Consider the following 22,335-nt stretch of genomic DNA (forward strand, 5'->3'; position numbering starts at 1 on the left):
CGCCACCGAAGCAGCGCGGCTTTCGACCTAACGCCGCAGTGACGCCGGCAAGGCTGTCGTCGAGTTACCGCGTGGCTCGCTTCAGCGCCGGCTGGAAAGCACCCACCAGCCGCCACGCGCCTCCAGCAACCGGGCCTGGGCCGCGAGCAGGTCGTCGCCGCTCAGGCCGAGGGCGGCCTCGGCGAGCAGCCGGGAGCGACCGGCACCACCGCCAAGGTGCTCCGCCCAGGCGCGCCGTGCTCGCTCGGCGAAGCTACCCGGTGCTCGGCGCAGGTCGTCGGCGAGGGCTTCGCGCAGGCCGGCCAGGCGTCGCGCCGGCAGTTGCGCGAGCGCCTCGGCGGAGCGCTGGAGGAAGGTCTCCATATGCTCCAGCAGGCGTTCCGGGCAGGCACGCGGAGATTGCGCGGCGAACAGCAGGCCGCGCCGGGCGCCGACCTCGCGGAAGCCGCAGAACAACGCGTAGCCCAGTTGCAGCTCGTCGCGCAGGCGCCGCTGGAAGGCCGGTTCGTGCAGGCGCGCCAGCAAGCGCCAGGCCGCCTCCATCGGCACCTCCTGCGTGGGCAGCGGACAGAACAGCAGCAACGCCGACTCGCCGTCCATGGCCAGTTCGCGGCGATGCCGTCCGGGCCTCGGCGGCAGAGGCTCCAGGCGCTCGCCGGCAGCCTGGCCGGGCATCCATCGGGGATCTGGCATCGCGGCCTGCATGACCAAGGCGTCCCAGCGGGTCCGCCGCCAGTCGTCGACCTCCGCCAGCGGCTCGCCGAGTAGGCCGGGCAAGGCGTCCAGCAACTGCCGGATCGGCAGGCCACTGGCGCTGCGGCGCCGCTCGGCGGAGGACAGACGCTCGCCGTTTGCGCGCCAGTCGGGCGGCGCCGCGAGGAGCCGGGCCAGGGCCGGGCGCACGGCGGCCTCGAGGCGATCGCGCGGACCGAGCAGGCTCAGCGACCAGTCTTCGCCGAGCGCCTCCAGGCCCATCTCCACTCCCCCCAGGCGCGCCTGGCCGCACAGCGGACGCAACGCCTGGCGCAGCGCCAGGAAGCGTGACCGTGCGGGCACACCGGGAAAGCGCCAGCGCAGGAACAGCGCGCCCTCGGCGGCGGCACTGGGCGGCAACGGCAGTTCGAAGCGCCAGGCATGCCGCTGCGCGGCCAGCGGCGGCGCTGCGGCAACCGGCGCCACACTCAGGCGGAAGCCCGCCGACCAGCGCGCTTCGGCACCGTCGAGTTCGCTGTCCAGGTGCAGCCGCAGGCAACGGTCGGCGCGCAGCGCGTCCAGGCAGGCCGGGCGAATCTCCGCTGGCAGGCCAAGAACGCGCTGGCGTAGTCGCTCCAGCGGTGCAGTGGGCTCCGCCAGCAACGGCCGGCGCGCCGCCAGCAGGCTGGCGGCATCGTCGCGCAGGTCGCCCAGCCAGTCGAAAAAGGCCGCCTCCAGCGCCGCCGCCGCGCTGCCGTCGAACAGTTCGAAGGTCAACGCCAGGAGCGCCTGCCGCGCGTCCCGATGAACCACCCGCAGCGCCGCCGATTCGCCCAGGCCCTGTTCGCCGAGTGCCGCCAGCAACCCGCCCGGCGAGCGATCGCCGAGCAATTCGGCGAACGCCTGCAGGGTCTGTTCGTCGGCCTCCCGCAAAGCGTCGAGGGCAAAGCCCAGCACCAGCCGCGGCGGTCCCGGCAGGCGCAGCGCCAGCGCTTCGCCGGCGAAGGGCAGCAACGGCGGCGGCGGCGGACTCGCGCCTGGCGCGCGCCCCGGCAGGTCGGCGCAGGCACGCTGCGCCAGCCTCTCCAGCTCGTCCAGTGCCTGCGGCCCTTGCAGCCATAGCTGGCAATTGCCGGCGTGATAGTGGGCGGCATGGAATTCGCGCAGGGCCCGCTGGAACGCATCGTTCTCCAGGGCCAGGCTGTCGCGGCGCCCGGCAGCGAAACGCCGCAGGGGGTGTCCGGCGGGCAGGCCGAGGGCCAGCGCTGCGTCGATCAGGGTCTGCTCGTCGGCCGAGCGCGCCAGGTATTCGGCCTCGAGTACTTCGCGCTCGCGCCGTTGCGCATCGATGTCCAGCAAGGGGCGGGCGAGCATGTCGATCAGCCGTGCCAGACCGGCGCCAAGGTGCTCCGCCGTCACCTCGAAGAAATAGTCGGTGGTCCTGCCCCGGGTGCTGGCGTTGACCTGGCCGCCGCGCACCTGCAACCACGGCATCAGGCGCTCGTCGCCGGGAAACGCCGCGCCACCGAGAAACGACAGGTGCTCGAGGAAGTGGGCCAGGCCGGGATGCGCGCTCGGCTCGTCGTGGCTGCCCGCCGCCACCCGCAGCCAGGCAGCGGCGCGCGATGCCGCCGGATCATGCGCCAGGTGCAGGCGCAGGCCGTTGGGCAGCACGCAGGCGCGGCTCCTGGGGTGGTGTTGGGCGTGGCGATCCATGGGCGTCCTCGCGGGTTCCGAGGCTGAACCTTACCCTTCCGCGAGGCGAAGGAAATAGTCCTTTCGCCGAGTCGTATCAGGAAGCCGGCGGCTCCTGGCCAGACGCTTCCTCGGAGTACAGCGCCCGTCCGCCGTCGGCCTTGAGCGCCTGCAGGACCTCCGGCGCACGGCACGGGGCGAACAGGTCGAGGCCGGGATCGTAGGCGCCGGTGCGCACTTCCAGCAGGCCGAGCATCGAGTGGAACAGGTTGTCCTGGGACAGCTCCTCGTTGCTGCGCTGGCGCAGGCAGCCACTGTCGAGGCCGAAGGCGCTCTGGTAGCCGGGCGAGAACCAGGCCAGCATGCCGACGTGCTTCTGCTGGTCCGGCGCCAGCAGGTAAGGCGTGCCATGCAGGTAGAGGTTGTACTCGCCGAGCGACTCGCCATGGTCGGAGAGGTAGAGCATGCCGGTATCGATGCGCTCTTCGTTCTTGCGCAGCAGGTCGATCAGGCTGGCCAGCACGTGGTCGGTGTACAGCAGGGTGTTGTCGTAGCCGTTGATGATGCTGTCCCGCGAGCAGGCGCTGAAGTCGTTGCTGGCGCAGACCGGGGTGAACTTCTCGTACTCCCTGGGATAGCGCTTGAAGTAGGCCGGGCCGTGGCTGCCCATCTGGTGCAGGACCAGCACGGTGTCCTGTTGCAGCCCGTCGATGAAGGCCTGCAAGTCGCGCAGGAGGATCTCGTCATGGCACTCGCCGCCGGCGCACAGGGCCGGATCCTTGCTCTCGCTCAGGTCCTGGAAGGCGACGCGGTCGCAGGTGCCCTTGCAGCCGGACTGGTTGTCCCGCCACAGGACCCGCAGGCCTGCGCGCTGCAACACATCGAGAAGGCCTTCCTGGGTGCGCGCGCGAGCGTCGCTGTAGTCCGCGCGGCCCAGGTTGGAGAACATGCAGGGCACCGACACCGCGGTCTCGGTACCGCAGGAGTGCACGTTGGAGAAGTTGATCAGGCCCTCCTCGGCCTTCAGCCGCGGGTTGGTCTCGCGAGCGTAGCCGTTGAGGCCGAAGTTCTGTGCCCGCGCGCTCTCACCCACCACCAGCACGGTCAGCGACTTGCGCGCATGGCCCTGCCACAGGTCGGCGCGCCGGGCATCGACGGCGATCGGCCGCAGCGGCTGGCTGGCGGCCTGGGCCTGGCCCTTGGCGTAGCCGATGGCGGCGCCGACCAGGTTGCTCGGGGTGACCTGCAGGCGCAGTTCCTTGTTGTTGCGGAACAGCGAGGACAGCCCCTGGTAATTGGTCAGCGCCACCCCGGCAAGCAGGGCCAGGCAGGCGAGCGCCACCAGCAGCTTGCTCAGCAGCTCGCGTGGCCACGGCCGGTAGCGCACCGGCGTGCGCCACAGCAGCCAGACCGGCAGCGCGCCAAGCAACGCCAGGTAGACGGCGAGCTTCGGCGAAAGCAGGTCGGCGACCTCGGCCGGGTTGGTCTGCATGACGTTGCGCAGCATGCCGACGTCCATCAGCACGCCGTACTGGGTCATGAAGTAGGTGGTACCGGCGGCCGCCAGGATCAGCAGGGTCAGCGCCGGCTTGAGCAGCCAGCGGAACGCCAGCAGGGTCAGCGCCAGGTTGAAGATCGCGGCGATCATCAGGCCGACCGCCAGCATCATGCCGAGGCCCTGCCAGCCCCCCGGGGTGATCGCCAGCAGGCGTTGCCACAGCGGCAGGTTGTAGAACAGCAGGAAGGCGAGGCTGACCAGCAGGGTCAGCAGTTCGGGACGGACGGCGCGGGCTTTCGACATGGGCACGGATCTTCACTGACTTCCGGGTTGCCGTGCGCAGCGTTGCCCCTGGCAGCACTCGACGACGGCGGCAGTCTGCTCGGCGATCCGTCAATCTTTCGTGAAGAATACCTACAGAAAACGTAACCCTCCGAAAGCGCCGAAACCCTTGTATTCCGGGGCTTTCAGCCGGATTGCAAAAAGTTCGCGGGAAGCTTTCCGGGAGCTCTCCGGGTTCGCCGGCATCCCCCCGCATGGCGCCGCCGATGCGGGCGGAAGACAGCAAGCGGCAAGGAACGCGGAGCGCTCCGGCGCCAGTGCCTACGGACTGTTCTGATTGCGACGTCGTTTTTCAACAAAAGGACAGCCAGACCAATGTCTATCCCGCGACCCCGGCATTTTCGTTAGCATGCCAAGCTTACGGCCCGGTTCCCACAAGGACGGCGGCCGCCTCCCCTGCTCGTCCCATCCAGATGAGTGCCGTTTCCCCTACCCCCCGGGAAACCCTTCTGTGAATTTCCTCGAGCAGCGCGGTACCTCTCCAGCATGAACGCTTTGAAAGGCCGGGACATCCTGGCGCTTGGTTTTATGACCTTTGCCCTGTTCGTCGGGGCCGGCAACATCATCTTCCCGCCCATCGTCGGCTTGCAGTCCGGCCCCCATGTGTGGCTGGCGGCGCTGGGCTTCCTGATCACCGCGGTGGGGCTGCCGGTGATCACCGTGATCGCCCTGGCCAAGGTCGGCGGTTCGGTCGACGCCCTCAGCCATCCGATCGGCAGGTATGCCGGCGGCCTGCTGGCGGCGGTCTGCTACCTGGCGGTCGGCCCGCTGTTCGCCATTCCGCGCACCGCCACGGTGTCCTTCGAGGTCGGCGTGGTGCCGCTGCTCGGCGAGAGCGGCACGGCGCTGTTCGTCTACAGCCTGGCGTACTTCCTTCTGGCCCTGGCCATCTCCCTCTACCCCGGTCGCCTGCTGGACACCGTCGGACGCTTCCTCGCCCCGCTGAAGATCCTCGCCCTGGCGATTCTCGGCGTCGCCGCCTTCCTCTGGCCCGCCGGCCCGATCGGCACGGCCCAGCCGGAGTACACCCAGGCCGCGTTCTCCCAGGGTTTCGTCAACGGCTACCTGACCATGGACACCCTCGCCGCGCTGGTCTTCGGCATCGTCATCGTCAACGCCATCCGTTCCCGCGGCGTGCAGTCGCCGCGGCTGATCACCCGCTATGCCATCGTCGCCGGGCTGATCGCCGGCGTCGGCCTGGTGCTGGTCTACGTCAGCCTGTTCCGGCTCGGCGCCGGCAGCCATGCCATCGCCGCCGACGCCAGCAACGGCGCGGCGGTCCTGCATGCCTACGTGCAACATACCTTCGGCAGCCTCGGCAGCTCGTTCCTGGCGGGACTTATCGCGCTGGCCTGCCTGGTCACCGCGGTCGGCCTGACCTGCGCCTGCGCCGAGTACTTCTGCCAGCGCCTGCCGCTGTCCTACCGCAGCCTGGTGATCATCCTGGCAGGGTTCTCCTTCATCGTTTCCAACCTCGGCCTGACCAAGCTGATCCAGGTCTCGATCCCGGTGCTCACCGCGATCTATCCGCCGTGCATCGTGCTGGTGGCGCTGAGCTTCTGCATCGGCCTCTGGCATTCGGCGACGCGCATCCTCGCCCCGGTGATGCTGGTTTCCCTGGCGTTCGGCGTGCTCGATGCCCTGAAGGCGGCGGGCCTGGGCCAGGACTTCCCGCAATGGCTGCTGCACCTGCCGCTGGCCGAACAGGGCCTGGCCTGGTTGATCCCCTCGGTCGCCACTCTCGCCGCCTGCAGCCTGGTCGACCGCCTGCTGGGCAAGCCTGCGCAAGTCGCCGCCTGAGCAGGCCCCAGCGGCCTGCCGCTTGTTCTCCCGGCCGAGCGCGGGACATGCCGGCGGGCGGCGCCAATCGCGTCGTACACCCCACGGCCCGGCTGGCGCCTGCCGCCGCCGGCAGCGCTTCTTCCCGCGTTCAGCCGAACGAATAAGCACTATCGAGCAGGATGATTTCTAGCGCAGCGGCGCGGTTGTTAGCCTTTCGACCATTCCCCCAGGAAAGCGAATCCAGGAGCCGGTCATGGCCAAGGCACTCATCAGCGTACTGTTGTTCTCCCTCGCCCTCGCCGGCTGCGCCAGCGACTACAACCCCTCTCGCCCGTACAGCAGCGACGAGGTCAGGCAACTGGCGCTGGAGGACCTGGCCCGGCGCAGCCTGTCGTTCGAGGAATACCAGGCCAAGCGTCAGGCAATTCTCGAGGAAAAACCGCAAACCGCCGTCAGCCAGTCCAACGCCGCCCTACGCAGTACCGCCATCTGAGGCCTCGTCGAACGGCCAAGAGAAAGCCCCGCGATGCGGGGCTTCTTCGTATTCGGGGCTGGGCGGTCAGCCGCAGGACAGGCGCTTGATCACCAGCGTGTCGTCGACATCGATGTTCAGCCGGCGCGGGTTGTAGTCCATGGTCACCGCATCGTGCGGGCGCAGCGCCCGGGCGACTTCCGCTCCGGCGGCGCGGCGGGCCTCCTCGACGATGGCCGCGGAAGCCTGCTTGCCGACATAGGCCTGCACCGCATTGGCGTCGCAACGGCCGTCCGCTGCCGGGGTGGCCGCGGGCGCGCTGGCGCTGCCGGTGGCTACGCTGGCGCCTTCGGTGGACGGGCCGTCGCCGTTGCTGCTGCAACCGGCGAGCAGGGCCGCGAGAACGAGTGCACTGGAAAACTGCTTCAAAGGCATACCGCCTCCTCTGATCTTCTGGGATCGCCACCTTACCAGTGGCATGGGTTTCCTGGCGAAACTGCAATCCGCGCTGACAAATTCGCCAGCTTCAGTCGCCGCTCAGGCGCTGCAGTTCGCGACGCACCATGGCCGCGTATTCCGGCGGACGCAGGAGGTAGAGCTGGCCCGCGACCCAGTCCAGCCAGCGGCCGCCCTGTTCGGCGCGGGCGTCGAGCAGGCGCCGCGCCTCTTCCTCCGCCCGTTGCCGGTGCTGCCGATGGAATGCCTGGCGCTTCGACAGACCGGAGGCATCTCCGGTTCGATCGTCGGGAGTGTCGGTCATGGCTCTCTTCGCAACCTGCTGCACAAGTCGGACATTCTAACCGCGGAACGCCGTTGCCGTTCGCGGCAAGCGCTTGCCTCCGCCCCGCCCTGCGCCATGCGCCGAGCCCTCTGGCGCGGGGTTCGGCGACCTGGCACGGCCCTTGCGACGGAGCGGCGGTCATTCATTTCCATGGAAGCAGGTCATGAACAGCATAGGTCCCGCCAGCCTTTCCGGCTGGTCTGCGCGTTACCTGAACAACCAGCGGCAAGCCAACACCGAGATCGGCAACGGCGATCTGCTGAAACCGCGCCCCGCCCTTGGCACGCCATTGCGCAACGAGGCCGTCGATCCCGCCGCGGAGTCCGCCCGCCAGGCCATGGACGAGGGTTTTGCGAAGCTGAACCTGACACTGAAGCAGAACCAGGCGAATGCCCCTGCCGGCGCCAGCGAAGGCAAGTCGGCCTATGACGAGTTCAAGGAGTACATGCAGAAATCGCCTGCCGAGCGGATGCGCGAGCAGGTCCTGAAGAGCCTCGGCCTGACCGAGGAGGAACTGGACGCGATGCCGCCGGAGAAACGCGAACAGGTGGAGAAAGGCATCGGCGAACGCATGCGCGAGATGATCGCCATGCAGAACGGCCAGGCGCCGGGACGGCAAGAGGACCCGACGCAGGCCCGCGCGACGCTGAACGCCTGGATCTGAGCCAGGCGCGCGCCAGTCTCTCAGCGCTGCCGGGCGACGACGCGCTTGGCGTAGCTGGCGCGCTCCATCTCGCGCACTTCGACGCTGACCTGCACGCCCTCCTCGCCGCCGCCCGCCACCGCTCCGGCGAGCACCTCGCAGAGCGACTCGCCCAGCGCCTGGCGGGTCGCCGCGTCGCGCCCGTCGAGGATCGACAGGCAGGCATGCAGGTAGGCGCGCTCGGCCGCCGCGGTTCCCTGCCGGTAGGCCTCCAGGGTGACGAAGCGCGACTTGATGTCCGCCTCGCCGAATTGCCCGGAAGCGAACAGCGCGGCATTGGCCTGCTCCAGCAGTTCGCCGGGGGACGTTTCGAGGCGGAGGTTGGCAGTGGCTTCGATGACGAGATGCGGCATGCTGGCGGGCCTTGCGGGGAATGGGGAGCGGGATTCTAGCGGCTCGACGAGCGATGCGACAGCCGGCCTGCGCCTGCGTGGCTCAGATCAACCCGGCGGCCGCGAAAACCCGCGCGTAGATGGCGCGGATCAGCGGCTCCTTGCACCGGTTGTAGTCCGCCACCCGTTGCTCGCCGCGCTTGGCGGCTGGCCGTCGACCCAGGGATTTTCCAGCGGGTCGCTGTCGTGATGACGGACAATATCGGCGGCACCGGGCATGGGCATTCCCTCCGGCGGGATCGTTCAGCGCGTCTCGCAGGCCTGCCGCTGGCCTTTGGCCGGCGTGTACAGGTAGCCGGGCGTGTCGCCCGCCTGGCGGTACAGGACCGAACCGTCGCTATAGGAAATCGCGCTCAGCGCCTGGCCATCGGCGAGGCTGCGGACATCGCCGCCCAGCGACTGGACGCTGCTGCCGTCGGGCAGCTTTAGACTGGCGAAACCGTCGATCACCTCGAGTTTGCCGAAGTCTCCGCAGTGCAACGCCAGCGGCCCGGAAGCGGCCTTTCCGTCCGACGATGAATCCCCGCAACCGCCCAGCAGCGACAGAACCAACAACGCGGGGAGAACAGCGGGCTTCATCGGGGAGTCCTTTGCGGATGAGCGGAAGACGGGACTCTACCACCTGCCGGGCAGCGGGAAAAACCGCTTCGGCGTACGCTGTCATGCAACGGCAGGCGCACCTGTGAGACAATTCGCCGAATGCCAGGCATCACACCCCGCCTTCATCGCGCTACAGCCACGTCATGACGCTGGCTGCGGCACTCCACGAATGCCCGCAGGATCGCCCCATGCTCCAGATGGAGCGCAGCGGAAAGCCGAGACCGGTAGCAGACCGGTATCGCCATGGTCCAGGCGTGCGTAAGTCCTCTATAGGTAAAGAAGTTGATCTCCACCGCGAATATCACCATGCAGTTCGGCGCCAAGCCGCTGTTCGAGAACGTTTCCGTCAAGTTCGGCAACGGCAACCGCTACGGCCTGATCGGCGCCAACGGTTGCGGCAAGTCGACCTTCATGAAGATCCTCGGCAACGACCTGGAGCCGAGCGCCGGCCAGGTCATGCTGGAACCCAACGTGCGCCTGGGCAAGCTGCGCCAGGACCAGTTCGCCTACGAGGACTTCAGCGTCATCGATACGGTGATCATGGGCCACGAGGAACTCTGGGCGGTGAAGGCCGAACGCGACCGCATCTACTCCCTGCCGGAAATGAGCGAGGCAGATGGCATGGCGGTGGCCGAGCTGGAAGTCCAGTTCGCCGAGTTCGACGGCTACACCGCCGAGTCCCGCGCCGGCGAGCTGCTGCTCGGCCTGGGCATCCCGCTGGAGCAGCACTTCGGCCCGATGAGCGCCGTCGCTCCCGGCTGGAAGCTGCGCGTACTGCTGGCCCAGGCGCTGTTCTCGGACCCGGACGTGCTGCTGCTCGACGAACCGACCAACCACCTGGACATCAACACCATCCGCTGGCTGGAAGGCGTGCTCACCGCGCGCAACAGCACCATGATCATCATTTCCCACGATCGCCACTTCCTGAACAGCGTCTGCACCCACATGGCCGACCTGGACTACGGCGAGCTACGCCTGTTCCCGGGCAACTACGACGAGTACATGACCGCCGCCGAACAGGCCCGCGAGCGCCTGCTGTCGGACAACGCCAAGAAGAAGGCGCAGATCGCCGAGCTGCAATCCTTCGTCAGCCGCTTCTCGGCCAACGCTTCCAAGGCCAAGCAGGCCACCAGCCGCGCCCGGCAGATCGACAAGATCCAGCTGGAGGAGGTCAAGCCGTCCAGCCGGGTCAGCCCGTTCATCCGCTTCGAGCAATACAAGAAGCTGCACCGCCAGGCGGTGACCGTGGAAAACATCAGCAAGGGCTATGACGGCAAGCCGCTGTTCAAGGGCCTGAGCCTGCAGGTCGAGGCCGGCGAGCGCGTCGCCATCATCGGCCCCAACGGCATCGGCAAGACCACCCTGTTGCGCTGCCTGGTCGGCGACCTGCCGGTGGATGGCGGCGAGGTGAAATGGACCGACAGCGCCGACGTCGGCTATTTCGCCCAGGACCATGCCGACGACTTCGCCGACGACATGAGCCTGTTCGACTGGATGGCCCAGTGGACCCAGGGCGGCGAACAACTGGTGCGCGGCACCCTCGGCCGCATGCTGTTCTCCAACGACGAGATCAAGAAGTCGGTGAAAGTGATCTCCGGCGGCGAGCAGGGCCGCATGCTGTTCGGCCGGCTGATCCTCAAGCGCCCCAACGTGCTGGTGATGGACGAGCCGACCAACCACCTGGACATGGAGTCCATCGAGGCGCTGAACCTGGCGCTGGACAACTATCCGGGCACGCTGATCTTCGTCAGCCACGACCGCGAATTCGTTTCCTCACTGGCTACCCGCATCATCGAGCTGGGCGAGAACGGCGTGACCGACTTCAGCGGCAGCTATGACGACTACCTGCGCAGCCAGGGCGTGATCGTCTGAGTCCCCGTCGCGCAACGCAAAAGCCCCGCATCCGCGGGGCTTTTTCATTCCGGCATGGACGCGCAGGGCCTATGGGGAGCGCGACTCAGTCGACGTAGCCGGCCATCATCGCCGCGCGGGTCGCCAGGCGCTGGCCCTCGGCGATCTTCTCGCGCTGTTCGGCGGTCAGCTCGCGGGGCGGGTGGTCCTTGATGTAGGCAGCCACGTTCACCCCGATGTAGACGATCAGGGCGGCGGCGATCAGGACGTTCTTCGGATTGATGTCCGAGCGCCGCTTGCAGGCTTCGCAGATGCCGTTCTCGACGAGACGGGTCGCTCGGGCGCCGCAGTTGCGGCAGTAACACGCGCTCACAGGCCGGTTCCTTGTGCTTGTAATTGTCCGGCCAATCTACACGCAGCGCGCCGCTGCGCACAACGCGAAAACCCCGCCGAAGCGGGGTTTTCCGATGACGCGGGGATCAGGCCGCGGCGAACTGCCCGGCGATCTGCCGGCGGGCGGCGGCGATGGCCTGGGCGCGGGGCTCCTCGCCATAGGCCAGGCCTTCGGCGCGAACCACTTCGATATCGGTGATGCCGAAGAAACCCAGCACGGTGCGCAGGTAGCCTTCGTGGGCCGCGCCGGTCGGCTGGCCGGCATGCACGCCACCGGCGGTGGAGACGATCACCACTTTCTTGTCGCCGGCCAGGCCAACCGGGCCGTTCTCGGTGTAGCGGAAGGTCTTGCCGGCGACCGCGATGCGATCGATCCAGGCCTTGAGCTGGCTGGAGATGGTGAAGTTGTACATCGGCGCGCCGATTACCACGACGTCGGCGGCGAGGAACTCTTCCAGCACTTCTTCACCCACCGCGACTTCATGCTTCAGCGCGGCATCGCGCAGCTCCGCCGGGGTGCTGCCGGCGGCCAGGGTCAGGGCGGAGAAATGCGCCACCGCGTCGGCGGCCAGGTCGCGGTAGGTGACGTCAAGCCCGTCTTCGTTCTGCCGCCAGGCCTGGACCAGCTCGGCGCTCAGTTGGCGGGAAGCGGAGGCGTCGCCGAGGATGCTGGAATCGATATGCAAAAGTTTCATGTCTCGCTCCTGAAAGTGGGGGATCGCAGTGTGGCGATCGAGTGGTTTGCATCCTACCGGCAAGGCCAATCGACGATTAGTCGGTAGAAACATGACTATTCGTCCCACACATAGGACAATCTGTTTTTCCCCCCAGCGGAGCGCCTGCATGCCCCACGACCTCAACGACCTCTACTACTTCGCCAAGGTGGTGGAATGCGGCGGCTTCGCCGCGGCCGGACGCGAGACGGGGATTCCCAAGTCGCGCCTGTCGCGGCGCATCGCCGAGCTGGAGGAGCGCCTTCAGGTGCGCCTGCTGCACCGCACGACACGCAAGCTGGCGCTCACGGAGGTCGGCGAACGCTACCTGCAGCACTGCCGCAACCTGCTGCTGGAAGCGGAGATGGCCGAACAGGTGATCGCCGAGCTGAGCGTCGAGCCGCGTGGCCGGCTGCGCCTTTCCGCACCGGTGGCCATGGCTTCGAGCAACCTGGCCGACCTGTTGCCGCGGTTTCTCGAACGACACCCGCAGGTCCAGCTGGAAATCCTCCTGACCAACCGCCGGGTCGACCTGCTCAACGAGGGGGTGGACGTGGCACTGCGCGTGCGCGAACTCGGCGACGAGGACCCTGCGCTGGTCTGCCGGCGCCTGGCTCCGGCGACCACGCAGATCCTCGCCGCCCCGTCGCTGATCGCCGGGCGTCGCCTGGAACATCCGGAAGACCTCGAAGACCTGCCCTTCCTCGGCGCTATTCATAACGACCGCAAGGTCCACGCGACCCTGATCGGGCCGGATGGCAGCCGCTACCAGTTGGAACGCGAACCGCGCCTGGGCGTCGACGACTTCGTCCTGCGCAAGAAAGCCGCCGTGGCCGGCCTCGGCGTCACCCTGCTGCCCGAAGGCTACTGCGACAGGGAACTGGCCGATGGCAGCCTGGTGCGCATCCTGCCGCAGTGGACCTTGCCGAAAAGCACCATGCAGGCCGCCTACCTGCCGCGCAGCAGCCAGATTCCGGCGATCCGTGCTTTGATCGACTTTCTCGTGGAAGCCCTGCAACGCCCCTCGGGCGAGACCGGCCCGGCCTACCGCCGCGCCCGCGAGTGAGCCGCGCCGTTCAGCCGATCCGCTGCAACAGCGCGGCGGACAGGCGCCCGCCGAGCAGGCTGTCGAGCCAGAACAGCTGGTGCAGCAGGACGATGCCCCAGAACACCAGTTGGAACGAGAGCTTGCGGGTCTTGTGGCGGAATACCTGCTGCGCGACCAGCGCGCCAGGCCAGCCGCCGAGCAGCTCGAACAGGTGCAGGCGGACCTCCGGGGTACGCCAGTCGCCGCGTGCGGCGCTGCGCTTGTCCCGCCAGTAGAGGGCGAATGCGAGCAGGCTGGCCAGCGGATAGGCCAGCAGCGGCCAGAGGGCCTGTCCGTCCAGGTACATCCGCCAGGCGCCAGCGGCCGGCAGCACGCAGAGGATCAGCAGGACCAGCAGCTTCGCCAACGGGCGCTGCAACGCGCTCGGCGGAGTCGGCGCCGGCCGCGCCTGGGCCCGCGTCACCGGCGCCTGGGCGCCACGGCGGACAGTCGGCGGATCGATGGTCAGCGCGTCCAGCCGCGCCCTCTCGGCGCGCAGGCGGCCCTGGGCATCCTGGCTGGCGAGAAACCACACCTGGTCGCCCTGGCGGGGACGGCGGTCGCCGCGGAACGCGGAGATATGCAGGAAGACTTCTTCCCCGCCGGTCTTCGGCAGGATGAAGCCGAAGCCCTTGTCGTCATACCAGCGGCTGATCATGCCCGGCTTTTCCATATCCACATCCACTCGCTCGCTACCCGTTTCGCGCTGCATTCTAGCCACCCGCGGCGGCCAGACGAAAAAAGGCGCGGCTCGCGCCGCGCCTCTTGCCTGTTCCCGGGCCTCACACCTCGCCGGCGGTGCTCCAGTCGATCAGGTGGAATTGCCAGGTCGCCAGGATCAGCAGGCCGAAGGCGATCCGATACCAGGCGAAAGCCGCGTAGCTGTGGTTGCCGATGAACTTCAGCAAGGCACGCACCGCCAGCATGGCGAAGACGAACGAGGTGACGAAGCCGACGGCGAACACCGGCAGGTCCTCGGGGCGGAACAGGTCGCGGTACACGTATCCGGAATAGACCGCCGCGCCGACCATGGTCGGCATCGCCAGGAAGAACGAGAACTCGGTGGCCGCCTTGCGCGAAAGGCCGAACAGCAGGCCGCCGATGATGGTCGCGCCGGACCGCGAGGTGCCGGGGATCATCGCCAGGCACTGGGCACAGCCGATCTTCAGGGCGTCCTTCCAGGTCATGTCGTCGACGTGTTCGGCGCGGATCACATGCTTCCGGCGCTCGGCCCAGAGCATGACCACCCCACCCACCACCAGCGCCAGGGCAACGGTGATCGGATTGAACAGCCACTCGTGGATCAGGTCGGCGAACAGGACGCCGAGGACTACCGCCGGGAAGAACGCGATCAGCAGGTTGGCGGTGAAACGCTGGGCCTGGCGCTGGCTCGGCAGGTCACGGACGACTTGAAAGATCTTTCCCCGAAATTCCCAGACGACAGCGAGGATCGCCGCCAGCTGGATGATGATGTTGAACGCCTTGGCGCGTTCGCCGCCGAAGCCGATGAGGTCGGCGACGATGATCTGGTGCCCGGTGCTGGAAATCGGCAGGAACTCGGTCAGCCCCTCCACGACGCCCAGGATGAACGCCTGGAAAGCAGTCCACCACTCCATGTTTCTCCCCCTTCTACTACTGTCCCGAACGAGCTTTCGTTGTTCTCGGCGATACACTCGCCGTCTTTTATGAAGGCCTTACGACTCCGAAGAACCCGACCAGTTCCCCCACTGCCGAAGTCGAAACCGGCGGGCATGCTACCAGAGCGGCCGGCCAGGAATCTTGGAATTCTTGCCAGCCGGCGTCTGAACAAATCTGTCCGCGCCCGTCCCCTCCGCCCTGGTCTTCGCGAAGCGCCGGATACATTCGCTACAATGCGTCCTCGTCGCATGAGGGCCTTCCGTGTCACCCCTTGAACTCTTCGCCGCTTCGCTCGGCGCCATCGCCGTCTACCTGACCGTCCGCCAGAATCCCTGGTGCTGGCCTATCGGCCTGGTGATGGTGGCGCTCTACGCCTGGATATTCTTCGAGGTGAAGCTTTATTCGGACATGCTCCTGCAAATGGTCTACGCGGCGCTACAGCTCTATGGCTGGTGGCAGTGGACCCGCGGCGGGCAGGACCACGACGGCCGCTCGGTGAGCCGCCTGAACGCCGCGCAGCGCCTCTACGGGCTCGGTGCGGGCCTGGTCGGCAGCGTCGCGCTCGGTTACCTGATGGCCAACCACACCGATGCCGCCAGTCCCTGGTGGGACGCCGGATTGACCGCCTTCAGCCTGGTGGCGCAATGCTGGATGGCGCAGAAGCGCCTGGAATGCTGGGCCCTGTGGATCGCCGTAGACGTGCTGTTCGTGGCGCTCTTCGCCAGCAAGGCGCTGTACCTGACCGCCGCCCTCTACGCCCTCTTCACCCTGCTGGCGATCCACGGCTGGCGGACCTGGCGCCGCGACCCGGCATTGCGCGAGGGCGTCGCCGCATGAAGGTGCTGGTACTCACCGGGCCCGAATCCAGCGGCAAGAGCTGGCTTGCGGAGCAGCTCCAGGCCCGCTTCGGCGGCCGGGTGGTCGGCGAGTACGTCCGCCACTTCATCGACGAACAGCGCCGCGACACCTGCTACGCCGACATCCCCGCCATCGCCCGCGGGCAACTGGCCTGGGAGGACGCCGCTCGCGCGGAACGGCCGGCGCTGCTGATCCTCGATACCCACCTGCTGAGCAACATCCTCTGGAGCCGGATTCTCTTCGGCGACTGTCCGGACTGGCTCGAACCCGCCCTGCTGCGGCGGCGCTACGACCTGCACCTGCTGCTCTCGCCGGAAGGCGTGGCCTGGAGCGCCGACGGCCAGCGCTGCCAGCCGGAACTGGCGCAGCGCCAGGCCTTCCACCGCGAATGCCAAGCCTGGCTGGAGCGGCATCGGCAGCCCTACCGCGCCATCGCCGGCGACTGGGCCGAGCGCCGGCGCCAGGCTTTCGCCGCAGTGCAAGGACTGCTCCAGGACGGCTGAAGGGCCGGCCCTGTCACGCCAGCGATACACCGCCAGCACAGTCCGGCCCTTGGCGCAGAGCGTTTCGCGACGGCGCCGCGGAAAGCTGTCTCGGCGCTGAAACAGCTCCGGGCGCGTCCCCGGCAGGCTTGACCCCATGGTCGGCGGGCCTGCTGTTGCACGGATGCAACACTGTCCGCCAGGTTCCCCCGGCGCTCACCTCCAAGCCCTTGATTGACAAGGAAAACGCAAAACCGGCACGCCCCATGCTCGCTCCCTGCCAACGCTGATTAGGGCTCAGCGCCAACGAAGGAAGCGCCATCATGTCGGGGAGTTCGCTACGCATCGTCGTTCCAGCGCTGCTGGTCATCGTCGGCTCCGTGCCGGTGAGCCTCCCCGCGCATGCGGCGGACGGTACGATCGTCGTCCAGCGCCAGGTCCAGCCACGGGTCGCCTACCGTCCGAGCATGGTGCCCGACCCACATCCCACCGTCGTCGACACCAACGTCTCCGCCGAGGTCAACGCCCTCGCCAACGGGGCGGCCAGCGGCAATACCGTGAGCCGCGAACTGGGCGATGCCGACTTCGCCATCGTGACCAGCGGTTCCGGGATTCGCAGCATGATTCTCACCGGAAGCGCCCTGCCGGGTTTCGCCAGCCAGCCGGCGAACCCGGCGACGGTCCAGGCCGTCGGCAACCTCGGCACCACCCACGGCGCGGGAGGCGGCGCCGGCGCAGGCCTCGCCGGGCAGATCAACGGCAGCCTCAAGCAGGGCCTGGCACCGCTGCAGATGCTCGGGGGTGGTCAATGAAGCGCCTGTCCGCCCTCCTCCTCGCCTTCGCCTGTATCGCGTCGCTCCAGGCCGACCCGCTGGCCTCACGCAATCGCGCCAGCATCGATGACAGCGGCACCTACCGCGGCAACTTCGCCCTCAACCAGGCCGCCGGCGACGCCCAGCAACAGAGCAACGTTCGTGTCGTCGCGGTAGGCTCCGCGGCCCTCGTCGGCAGCGACCAGCGCCAGCATCTGCAACTCGACGCCAGCCAGCCGATCGCAGCCAGCGCCAGCATCTCGGGGGCGGCGCTGCGCGGCAGCGGCATCCTCGGCGTCAACCAGGGCGCCGGCCTCGGCAACCAACAGATCAACGCCTTCCGGCTGAGTCTCAGCAACGGCCCGGAAAGCCTGGATGACAGCGTTCTCGCGCAAAGCGTGGCGCTGACCAAAGTCTCCGGTTCGGCCACTCCGGTCCCGGGGGGACGCAGCGTCTCGACGGACGATCGCGCCTTCGCCGGGAGCAGCGGCGTGGTGCAGGTGAACCAGAGCGCTGGGGTGGGCAATCAGTCGATGAACACCCTCAGCGTCAGGGTCATGGAATGACTCTGCCAAGCCAACACAAGCCCAACACTAAGCACAGAAATGCAAGGAGAAACGCCATGAAAGCGACTATGGTCCTGACCCCGCTGGCCCTGGCAATGGCTGCAGTGCTGTCGGTATCGGCCTACGCCGGAAACGAAGGTGGCTGGCACCCGCCGAAACCCAACCCGCAGTCGAACAACAAGGGCGGAGCCACGGCCCTGGTGGTGGATACGCAGCAGAACTACAACAACAAGGTCAGCAACTTCGGCACGCTGAACAATGCCTCGGTGAGCGGCTCGATCAAGGATGCCTCGGGCAACGTCGGGGTCAACGTCGCCGCCGGCGACAACAACCAGCAGGCCAACGCCGCCGCGCTGGCCAGCGCCGACGCCAGCTTCGTGTTCGGCACCGCGACCGCCAGCACCAGCGTGCTGCAGAGCGGCTACGGCAATACGCTGAACAACTACTCCAACCCCAACACCGCATCGCTGAGCAACTCGGCCAACAACGTCTCGGGCAACCTGGGCGTGAACGTCGCCGCCGGCAACTTCAACCAGCAGAAGAACGACCTGGCCGCCGCCGTCTCCAACGGCCAGTACAGCACTGCCGGTAGCGCCGCGTCGCAGACCTCCACCGGCAACACCACCGTCAACAGCGCCAACTACGCCTATGGCGGCACCTACGTGTCGCTGAAGCTGAACGCCGACGGCAGCTACAAGGGCACCTCCGACCAGATCGGCGACGTCTACCTCGACACCTGGGAAGGCCAGACCCATCCGGGCGGCAGCAATACCGGCCACATCGACGTGGACAGCCAGGCCCAGGGCGCCAAGGACCTGAACCACGACGGCGGCGCGTTCGCCTTCAAGGAAAAGGGCGACGTCGACCTGAAAGGCACGGTGTCCGGCTTCATCCCGGCGATCGTCGGCTTCAAGACCCCGGTCACCAACAACGCCAGCCTGAGCAACTCGTTGCAGAACGTCTCGGGCAACGTCGGGGTGAACATCGCCGCCGGTGGCGGCAACCAGCAGAGCAACTCCCTGTCCATCGCCGCCGGTTGCAGCAGCTGCCCGGCCGGTGGCGAGAGCCTTGGCTTCTGATCCTGGCCCAGGGGTTCCGGCGCCAGCCGGAACCCTTTTCCATCCGACACAGGAACCGGCCATGCGCACGCTCATCCTTTCCCTGCTGCTGCTCGTCGACCTCACCGCCCAGGCGGCGACCCTCGGCTTTCCCGCCCTGCCCGGCGGCGGCCTGGTCTACAAGCAGGTGCAGAGCATCCGCGAGCGGCGCTTCGCCGACCTGGTCGAGCAGAAGACCGATTTCAGCTGCGGCGCCGCGGCCCTCGCGACCATCCTGGAGAAGGCCTACGGCGCCCCGCTCGACGAGCAGGCGGTGATCCAGGGCATGCTCGCCCACGCCGACCCGGAGATCGTCCGCACCCAGGGCTTCTCCATGCTCGACATGAAGCGCTACGTCGAATCCATGGGCATGCGCGCGCGCGGCTACCGGATCGAGGCGGCGCAACTGGAACAACTGAAGATCCCCGCCATCGTGCTGATGGAAATCCGCGGCTACAAGCACTTCGTCGTCCTGCAACGCACCCAGGGCGAGTACGTGTACGTGGGTGACCCGGCGCTGGGGCACAAACGTTACGCGCTGACAGAGTTCGCCAAGGGCTGGAACGGCATCGTCTTCGCCGTGATCGGCCAGGGATACGACCGCGGCAATCCGCTGCTGACGCCGCCCGAGCCGCTGACCGCGCGCAATCGCCTGGACCGCTTCAAACCGGTCAGGGACGCCGAACTGATGGAATTCGGCTTCATCCAGAGCGATTTCTTCTGATCGCAGGAGCCGGATGCTCCGGGAGCACGCCATGTACACGCACCACTGCTTCGTCCTCGCCTGCTGCCTCGGCGCTGCGCTGCCCGCCCCCGCCAGCGACCTGTTCGCCCCCGCCGAACTGAGCGACCAGGAGCTTTCCCATCTGCGCGGGCGCTATGTGCTGCCGGGGCGGATCGTCAGCTTCGGAGTGACCATGAGCAGCACCTGGCAGAACGCCAGCGGCCAGGTCCTCGGCGCGCGCGTCGACCTGCAGGTGCGGCAGAACCTGGCGCGCCCGGTCCTCAACGTCACCCTGGTCGATCGGCCAGGCGACGCCCCACCACCCGCCGCCGGCAACGGCCAGGTCCTCGGCGGCGCCGGACTGGCACAGACCCAAGGGGTCAGCCAGAGCATCCGCACCGCCGGCGACCACAACAGCGCCAGCAATGGCGTCAGCATCGAGGTCCGCCACGGCGACGCGCCGCCGCCACTGCCGGGCGGCACGCCGCTGGAAGGTGCGCTCGCCCTCAGCGGCGAGGCCGGCACGGTGAAGGTCACGCCGAACGGCGGCGCCCTGCAACTGGCGATCCAGGCCAGCGGCCAGGGCGCCAGCCTGCAAAGCCTCGGCGCCGGCGGCCTGGTGCAGAGCGTGGCGCTCAGCGGAAACCGCAACCTGGTGCAGAACCTGGCGGCGCTCGAGGTGATGCTCAAGGACCGGCCGGGCGCCGATCCGGCACTGAATTGCGCCTGGGAGCAATTGCGCGCGCTGCGCCCCAGCGGCTACTGAAAGTTGATCTAGTCTGAAATCACTGTGCTATCGGAAGGCCATAAAAACGGAACGGCAAACATGACCCAGACACTCTCGCTGCGAGCTGTCCTCTGCGCCACCACCCTGGTTTCCCCGTTCCTGGCGCAGGCCGCGACGGAGTCCGAGGTCGAGGCGCTGAAGAAGGAACTCCTGGAGCTGCGCCAACGCTACGAGGCCCAGCAGAACGCCCTGATGGTCCTCGAACAGCGCGTACGCCAGGTCGAGGCGCAACCCCAGGCGCCGCAGCCGCAACGCCTGGTCAAGTCGATCCAGCCGCCGGCGCAGGCGCGCAACGACGCCAACGCGGTCGCCGGCACCTACGGCGCCAGCCTCAAGGACGATGGCGCGCCCGCGCCCAGCGTGGAAAACATCTACCAGGACGCCAGCGGCTTCTTCGGCGGCGGCACCTTCAGCCTGGAGACCGGCCTCACCTACAGCCACTACGACACCCGCCAGTTGTTCCTCAACGGCTTCCTGGCGCTGGACTCGATCTTCCTCGGCAACATCGGCGTGGACCAGATCGATGCCGACATCTGGACCCTCGACCTGACCGGCCGCTACAACTGGAACCAGCGCTGGCAGGTGGATATCAACGCCCCGGTGGTCTATCGCGAATCGACCTACCAGTCCGCCGGCGCCGGCGGCTCGACCTCGCAGATCACCGAGAAATCGGTGACCGGCGACCCACGCCTGGGCGACGTCAGCTTCGGCGTCGCCTACAAGTTCCTCGACGAAAGCGAGAGCACCCCGGACGCGGTGGTCAGCCTGCGGGTCAAGGCGCCCACCGGCAAGGATCCTTACGGCATCAAGCTGAAGCAGGTACCGGGCAACAACAACCTCAACGTGCCCGACGACCTGCCCACCGGCAACGGCGTCTGGTCGATCACCCCGGGCATCTCGCTGGTGAAGACGGTGGACCCGGCGGTGCTGTTCGGCAGCCTGTCGTATACCTACAACTTCGAAGAGTCGTTCGACGACATCAACCCGCAGCAAGGCGTGAAGACCGGCGGCAAGGTCAAGCTCGGCAACTGGTTCCAACTCGGCGTCGGCGTGGCCTTCGCGCTGAACGAGAAGATGAGCCTGTCGTTCTCCTTCTCCGAACTGATCAGCCAGAAGAGCAAGGTCAAGCAGGACGGCCAAAGCTGGCAGACCGTCAGCGGCAGCGACGCCAACGCCGGCTACTTCGGCCTGGGCATGACCTATGCGGTGAGCAACAGGTTCAGCATCGTGCCCAGCCTGTCCATCGGCATCACTCCGGACGCGCCGGACTTCACCTTCGGCGTGAAATTCCCCTACTACTTCTGAGGGGCCACCGTTCGAGCCTGGGCATGCCTTACCCCTCGAAGGGATGCGTGAGCCTGGGAGCGGTCCTCGCCTAGCTGCGCAGGGCGGATAACGCCGCAGGCGTTATCCGCCGGTAGCAACGGCACCGTCCCTCTCAAGCCTCGCCAGCGAGCGCCCGCTCGACTTCCTCGCGCGAGGGGATCGAGGTCTGCGCGCCGAGGCGGGTCACCGAGATCGCCGCGGCGGCCTGGCCGAAGCGGATCGCCGCCGCCTCGTCGAGGCCGCGCGCAAGGGCCGCGGCGAAGCCACCGACGAAGGTGTCGCCGGCCGCCGTGGTATCCAGCGCCTTGACCCGCGCCACCGGGAAATGCTCGTCCCGCCCCTCGCCCACCAGTAGGGCGCCCTGGGCGCCGAGGGTGACGATCACCCTGCCGGCGCCCATTTCGCGCAGGCGCTCAGCGGCACGCCCGGCGCTCTCCAGGGAGTCCACCGGCAGACGGCAGAGCAGTTCGCTTTCGGTCTCGTTGGGGACCAGGTAGTCCACCAGCGGCAGCCAGTCCGCCGGCACGTCGCGGGTGGCCGGCGCCGGGTTGAGGATCACCGTCTTGCCCAGTGCATGGGCCCGGCGCAGCACATGGCCAACCGTCTCCAGCGGGCTTTCCAGCTGGCAGACCACCACCTGCGCCTGCTCCAGCAAGTGTTCGTGGCGCGCCAGCACGGCCGGCGACAGGTGGCCGTTGCCGCCGGCGACGATGACGATGGCGTTCTGGCTGCTGTCGTCGACCACGATCAGCGCCACCCCGCTGGACTCCCCGGCCACCCGCTCGACGCCCTGGCAGTCGATGCCCTCGGCCTGTAGCGCACGGTACAACTGGTCGCCGTAGGCATCGTCGCCAAGGCAGCCGATCATCGCCACCTCCGCGCCGAGACGCGCCGCGGCGACCGCCTGGTTGGCTCCCTTGCCGCCGGGAACGGTGATGAAGGACTGCCCGGCGAGGGTCTCGCCGCCCCGTGGCAGGCGCGGCGCGCGCACCACCAGGTCCATGTTCAGGCTGCCCACCACCAGTACTTTCGCTTGCATCGTT

At 67.9% G+C, this 22,335-nt stretch carries 24 protein-coding genes; 13 read left to right on the forward strand and 11 right to left on the reverse strand.

Going from position 1 to position 22,335, the window contains the following annotated elements:
* Window positions 1–81: 81 nt before the first annotated feature.
* Window positions 82–2,409, reverse strand: a complete 2,328-nt coding sequence (gene pqqF, locus AT700_RS15270) for a pyrroloquinoline quinone biosynthesis protein PqqF (RefSeq protein WP_048521127.1) — start codon at window positions 2,407–2,409, stop codon at window positions 82–84.
* A 76-nt stretch (window positions 2,410–2,485) separates the two neighbouring features.
* Entirely contained in the window at window positions 2,486–4,189 is a 1,704-nt protein-coding gene (locus AT700_RS15275; protein WP_048521128.1) for a phosphoethanolamine transferase, read from the reverse strand.
* Between the two features lie 525 nt (window positions 4,190–4,714).
* On the opposite strand from AT700_RS15275, the gene brnQ reads away from it, so the two are divergent.
* Both brnQ and AT700_RS15285 read left to right on the forward strand, forming a co-directional pair.
* Window positions 4,715–6,028 (forward strand): branched-chain amino acid transport system II carrier protein, encoded by a 1,314-nt coding sequence (gene brnQ / locus AT700_RS15280; protein WP_003113469.1) that lies wholly within the window; start codon window positions 4,715–4,717, stop codon window positions 6,026–6,028.
* Between the two features lie 235 nt (window positions 6,029–6,263).
* Window positions 6,264–6,503, forward strand: a complete 240-nt coding sequence (locus AT700_RS15285; RefSeq protein WP_003088496.1) for a hypothetical protein — start codon at window positions 6,264–6,266, stop codon at window positions 6,501–6,503.
* A gap of 66 nt (window positions 6,504–6,569) precedes the next feature.
* On the opposite strand, the gene AT700_RS15290 is transcribed toward AT700_RS15285, so the two are convergent.
* A complete protein-coding gene (locus tag AT700_RS15290; RefSeq protein WP_003113470.1) occupies window positions 6,570–6,917 on the reverse strand; it encodes an I78 family peptidase inhibitor in 348 nt (115 codons plus the stop codon).
* Window positions 6,918–7,008: 91 nt separating this feature from the next.
* Window positions 7,009–7,242, reverse strand: a complete 234-nt coding sequence (locus AT700_RS15295; RefSeq protein WP_003111311.1) for a hypothetical protein — start codon at window positions 7,240–7,242, stop codon at window positions 7,009–7,011.
* Window positions 7,243–7,426: 184 nt separating this feature from the next.
* On the opposite strand from AT700_RS15295, the gene AT700_RS15300 reads away from it, so the two are divergent.
* Complete coding sequence (locus AT700_RS15300; protein ID WP_003119148.1) at window positions 7,427–7,927, forward strand: hypothetical protein; 501 nt, start codon at window positions 7,427–7,429, stop codon at window positions 7,925–7,927.
* Between the two features lie 20 nt (window positions 7,928–7,947).
* On the opposite strand, the gene AT700_RS15305 is transcribed toward AT700_RS15300, so the two are convergent.
* The gene (locus AT700_RS15305) at window positions 7,948–8,319 is read right to left on the reverse strand and encodes a 5-carboxymethyl-2-hydroxymuconate Delta-isomerase (RefSeq protein ID WP_003119149.1); all 372 of its coding nucleotides are present in this window, start codon (window positions 8,317–8,319) and stop codon (window positions 7,948–7,950) included.
* 282 nt (window positions 8,320–8,601) lie between these two features.
* The gene (locus AT700_RS15310; RefSeq protein WP_003119150.1) at window positions 8,602–8,937 is read right to left on the reverse strand and encodes a hypothetical protein; all 336 of its coding nucleotides are present in this window, start codon (window positions 8,935–8,937) and stop codon (window positions 8,602–8,604) included.
* 303 nt (window positions 8,938–9,240) lie between these two features.
* On the opposite strand from AT700_RS15310, the gene AT700_RS15320 reads away from it, so the two are divergent.
* The gene (locus AT700_RS15320) at window positions 9,241–10,830 is read left to right on the forward strand and encodes an ABC-F family ATPase (RefSeq protein ID WP_003111315.1); all 1,590 of its coding nucleotides are present in this window, start codon (window positions 9,241–9,243) and stop codon (window positions 10,828–10,830) included.
* A gap of 85 nt (window positions 10,831–10,915) precedes the next feature.
* Here AT700_RS15320 and AT700_RS15325 read toward each other — a convergent pair whose 3' ends face one another.
* Complete coding sequence (locus tag AT700_RS15325) at window positions 10,916–11,182, reverse strand: hypothetical protein (RefSeq protein ID WP_003088334.1); 267 nt, start codon at window positions 11,180–11,182, stop codon at window positions 10,916–10,918.
* 106 nt (window positions 11,183–11,288) lie between these two features.
* Window positions 11,289–11,897 carry an FMN-dependent NADH-azoreductase AzoR2 gene (gene azoR2 / locus AT700_RS15330; protein ID WP_003088332.1) on the reverse strand — a complete coding sequence of 203 codons (609 nt, stop codon included), beginning with the start codon at window positions 11,895–11,897 and terminating at the stop codon, window positions 11,289–11,291.
* A gap of 148 nt (window positions 11,898–12,045) precedes the next feature.
* Between azoR2 and AT700_RS15335 the strand changes: the two genes are divergently transcribed.
* Entirely contained in the window at window positions 12,046–12,981 is a 936-nt protein-coding gene (locus AT700_RS15335) for a LysR substrate-binding domain-containing protein (protein ID WP_003119152.1), read from the forward strand.
* 10 nt (window positions 12,982–12,991) lie between these two features.
* On the opposite strand, the gene AT700_RS15340 is transcribed toward AT700_RS15335, so the two are convergent.
* Complete coding sequence (locus AT700_RS15340; protein ID WP_003119153.1) at window positions 12,992–13,714, reverse strand: DUF1294 domain-containing protein; 723 nt, start codon at window positions 13,712–13,714, stop codon at window positions 12,992–12,994.
* A gap of 70 nt (window positions 13,715–13,784) precedes the next feature.
* Window positions 13,785–14,618, reverse strand: a complete 834-nt coding sequence (locus AT700_RS15345) for an undecaprenyl-diphosphate phosphatase (RefSeq protein ID WP_003113476.1) — start codon at window positions 14,616–14,618, stop codon at window positions 13,785–13,787.
* 283 nt (window positions 14,619–14,901) lie between these two features.
* On the opposite strand from AT700_RS15345, the gene pnuC reads away from it, so the two are divergent.
* The 8 genes from pnuC to AT700_RS15385 all read left to right on the forward strand — a co-directional run bounded on the left by pnuC (window position 14,902) and on the right by AT700_RS15385 (window position 21,271).
* A complete protein-coding gene (pnuC, locus tag AT700_RS15350; protein WP_003088324.1) occupies window positions 14,902–15,477 on the forward strand; it encodes a nicotinamide riboside transporter PnuC in 576 nt (191 codons plus the stop codon).
* The gene (locus tag AT700_RS15355; RefSeq protein ID WP_003113477.1) at window positions 15,474–16,001 is read left to right on the forward strand and encodes an AAA family ATPase; all 528 of its coding nucleotides are present in this window, start codon (window positions 15,474–15,476) and stop codon (window positions 15,999–16,001) included. The genes pnuC and AT700_RS15355 overlap by 4 nt, the downstream gene beginning before the upstream one ends.
* Before the next feature lie 302 nt (window positions 16,002–16,303).
* The gene (locus AT700_RS15360) at window positions 16,304–16,792 is read left to right on the forward strand and encodes a hypothetical protein (RefSeq protein WP_003113478.1); all 489 of its coding nucleotides are present in this window, start codon (window positions 16,304–16,306) and stop codon (window positions 16,790–16,792) included.
* Window positions 16,789–17,358, forward strand: a complete 570-nt coding sequence (locus AT700_RS15365; protein ID WP_003113479.1) for a hypothetical protein — start codon at window positions 16,789–16,791, stop codon at window positions 17,356–17,358. Before AT700_RS15360 ends, AT700_RS15365 begins: the two co-directional genes overlap by 4 nt.
* A 56-nt stretch (window positions 17,359–17,414) precedes the next feature.
* Window positions 17,415–18,437 carry a hypothetical protein gene (locus tag AT700_RS15370; protein ID WP_003113480.1) on the forward strand — a complete coding sequence of 341 codons (1,023 nt, stop codon included), beginning with the start codon at window positions 17,415–17,417 and terminating at the stop codon, window positions 18,435–18,437.
* 61 nt (window positions 18,438–18,498) lie between these two features.
* Complete coding sequence (locus AT700_RS15375) at window positions 18,499–19,179, forward strand: C39 family peptidase (protein ID WP_003117395.1); 681 nt, start codon at window positions 18,499–18,501, stop codon at window positions 19,177–19,179.
* A 13-nt stretch (window positions 19,180–19,192) separates the two neighbouring features.
* Entirely contained in the window at window positions 19,193–19,945 is a 753-nt protein-coding gene (locus AT700_RS15380; protein WP_003144431.1) for a hypothetical protein, read from the forward strand.
* 60 nt (window positions 19,946–20,005) lie between these two features.
* Complete coding sequence (locus AT700_RS15385) at window positions 20,006–21,271, forward strand: transporter (RefSeq protein WP_003121982.1); 1,266 nt, start codon at window positions 20,006–20,008, stop codon at window positions 21,269–21,271.
* A gap of 133 nt (window positions 21,272–21,404) precedes the next feature.
* On the opposite strand, the gene rbsK is transcribed toward AT700_RS15385, so the two are convergent.
* A complete protein-coding gene (gene rbsK / locus AT700_RS15390; RefSeq protein WP_048521129.1) occupies window positions 21,405–22,331 on the reverse strand; it encodes a ribokinase in 927 nt (308 codons plus the stop codon).
* Window positions 22,332–22,335: the final 4 nt, after the last annotated feature.

The sequence above is a fragment of the Pseudomonas aeruginosa genome (assembly GCF_001457615.1).
Classification (GTDB): Bacteria; Pseudomonadota; Gammaproteobacteria; order Pseudomonadales; family Pseudomonadaceae; genus Pseudomonas; species Pseudomonas aeruginosa.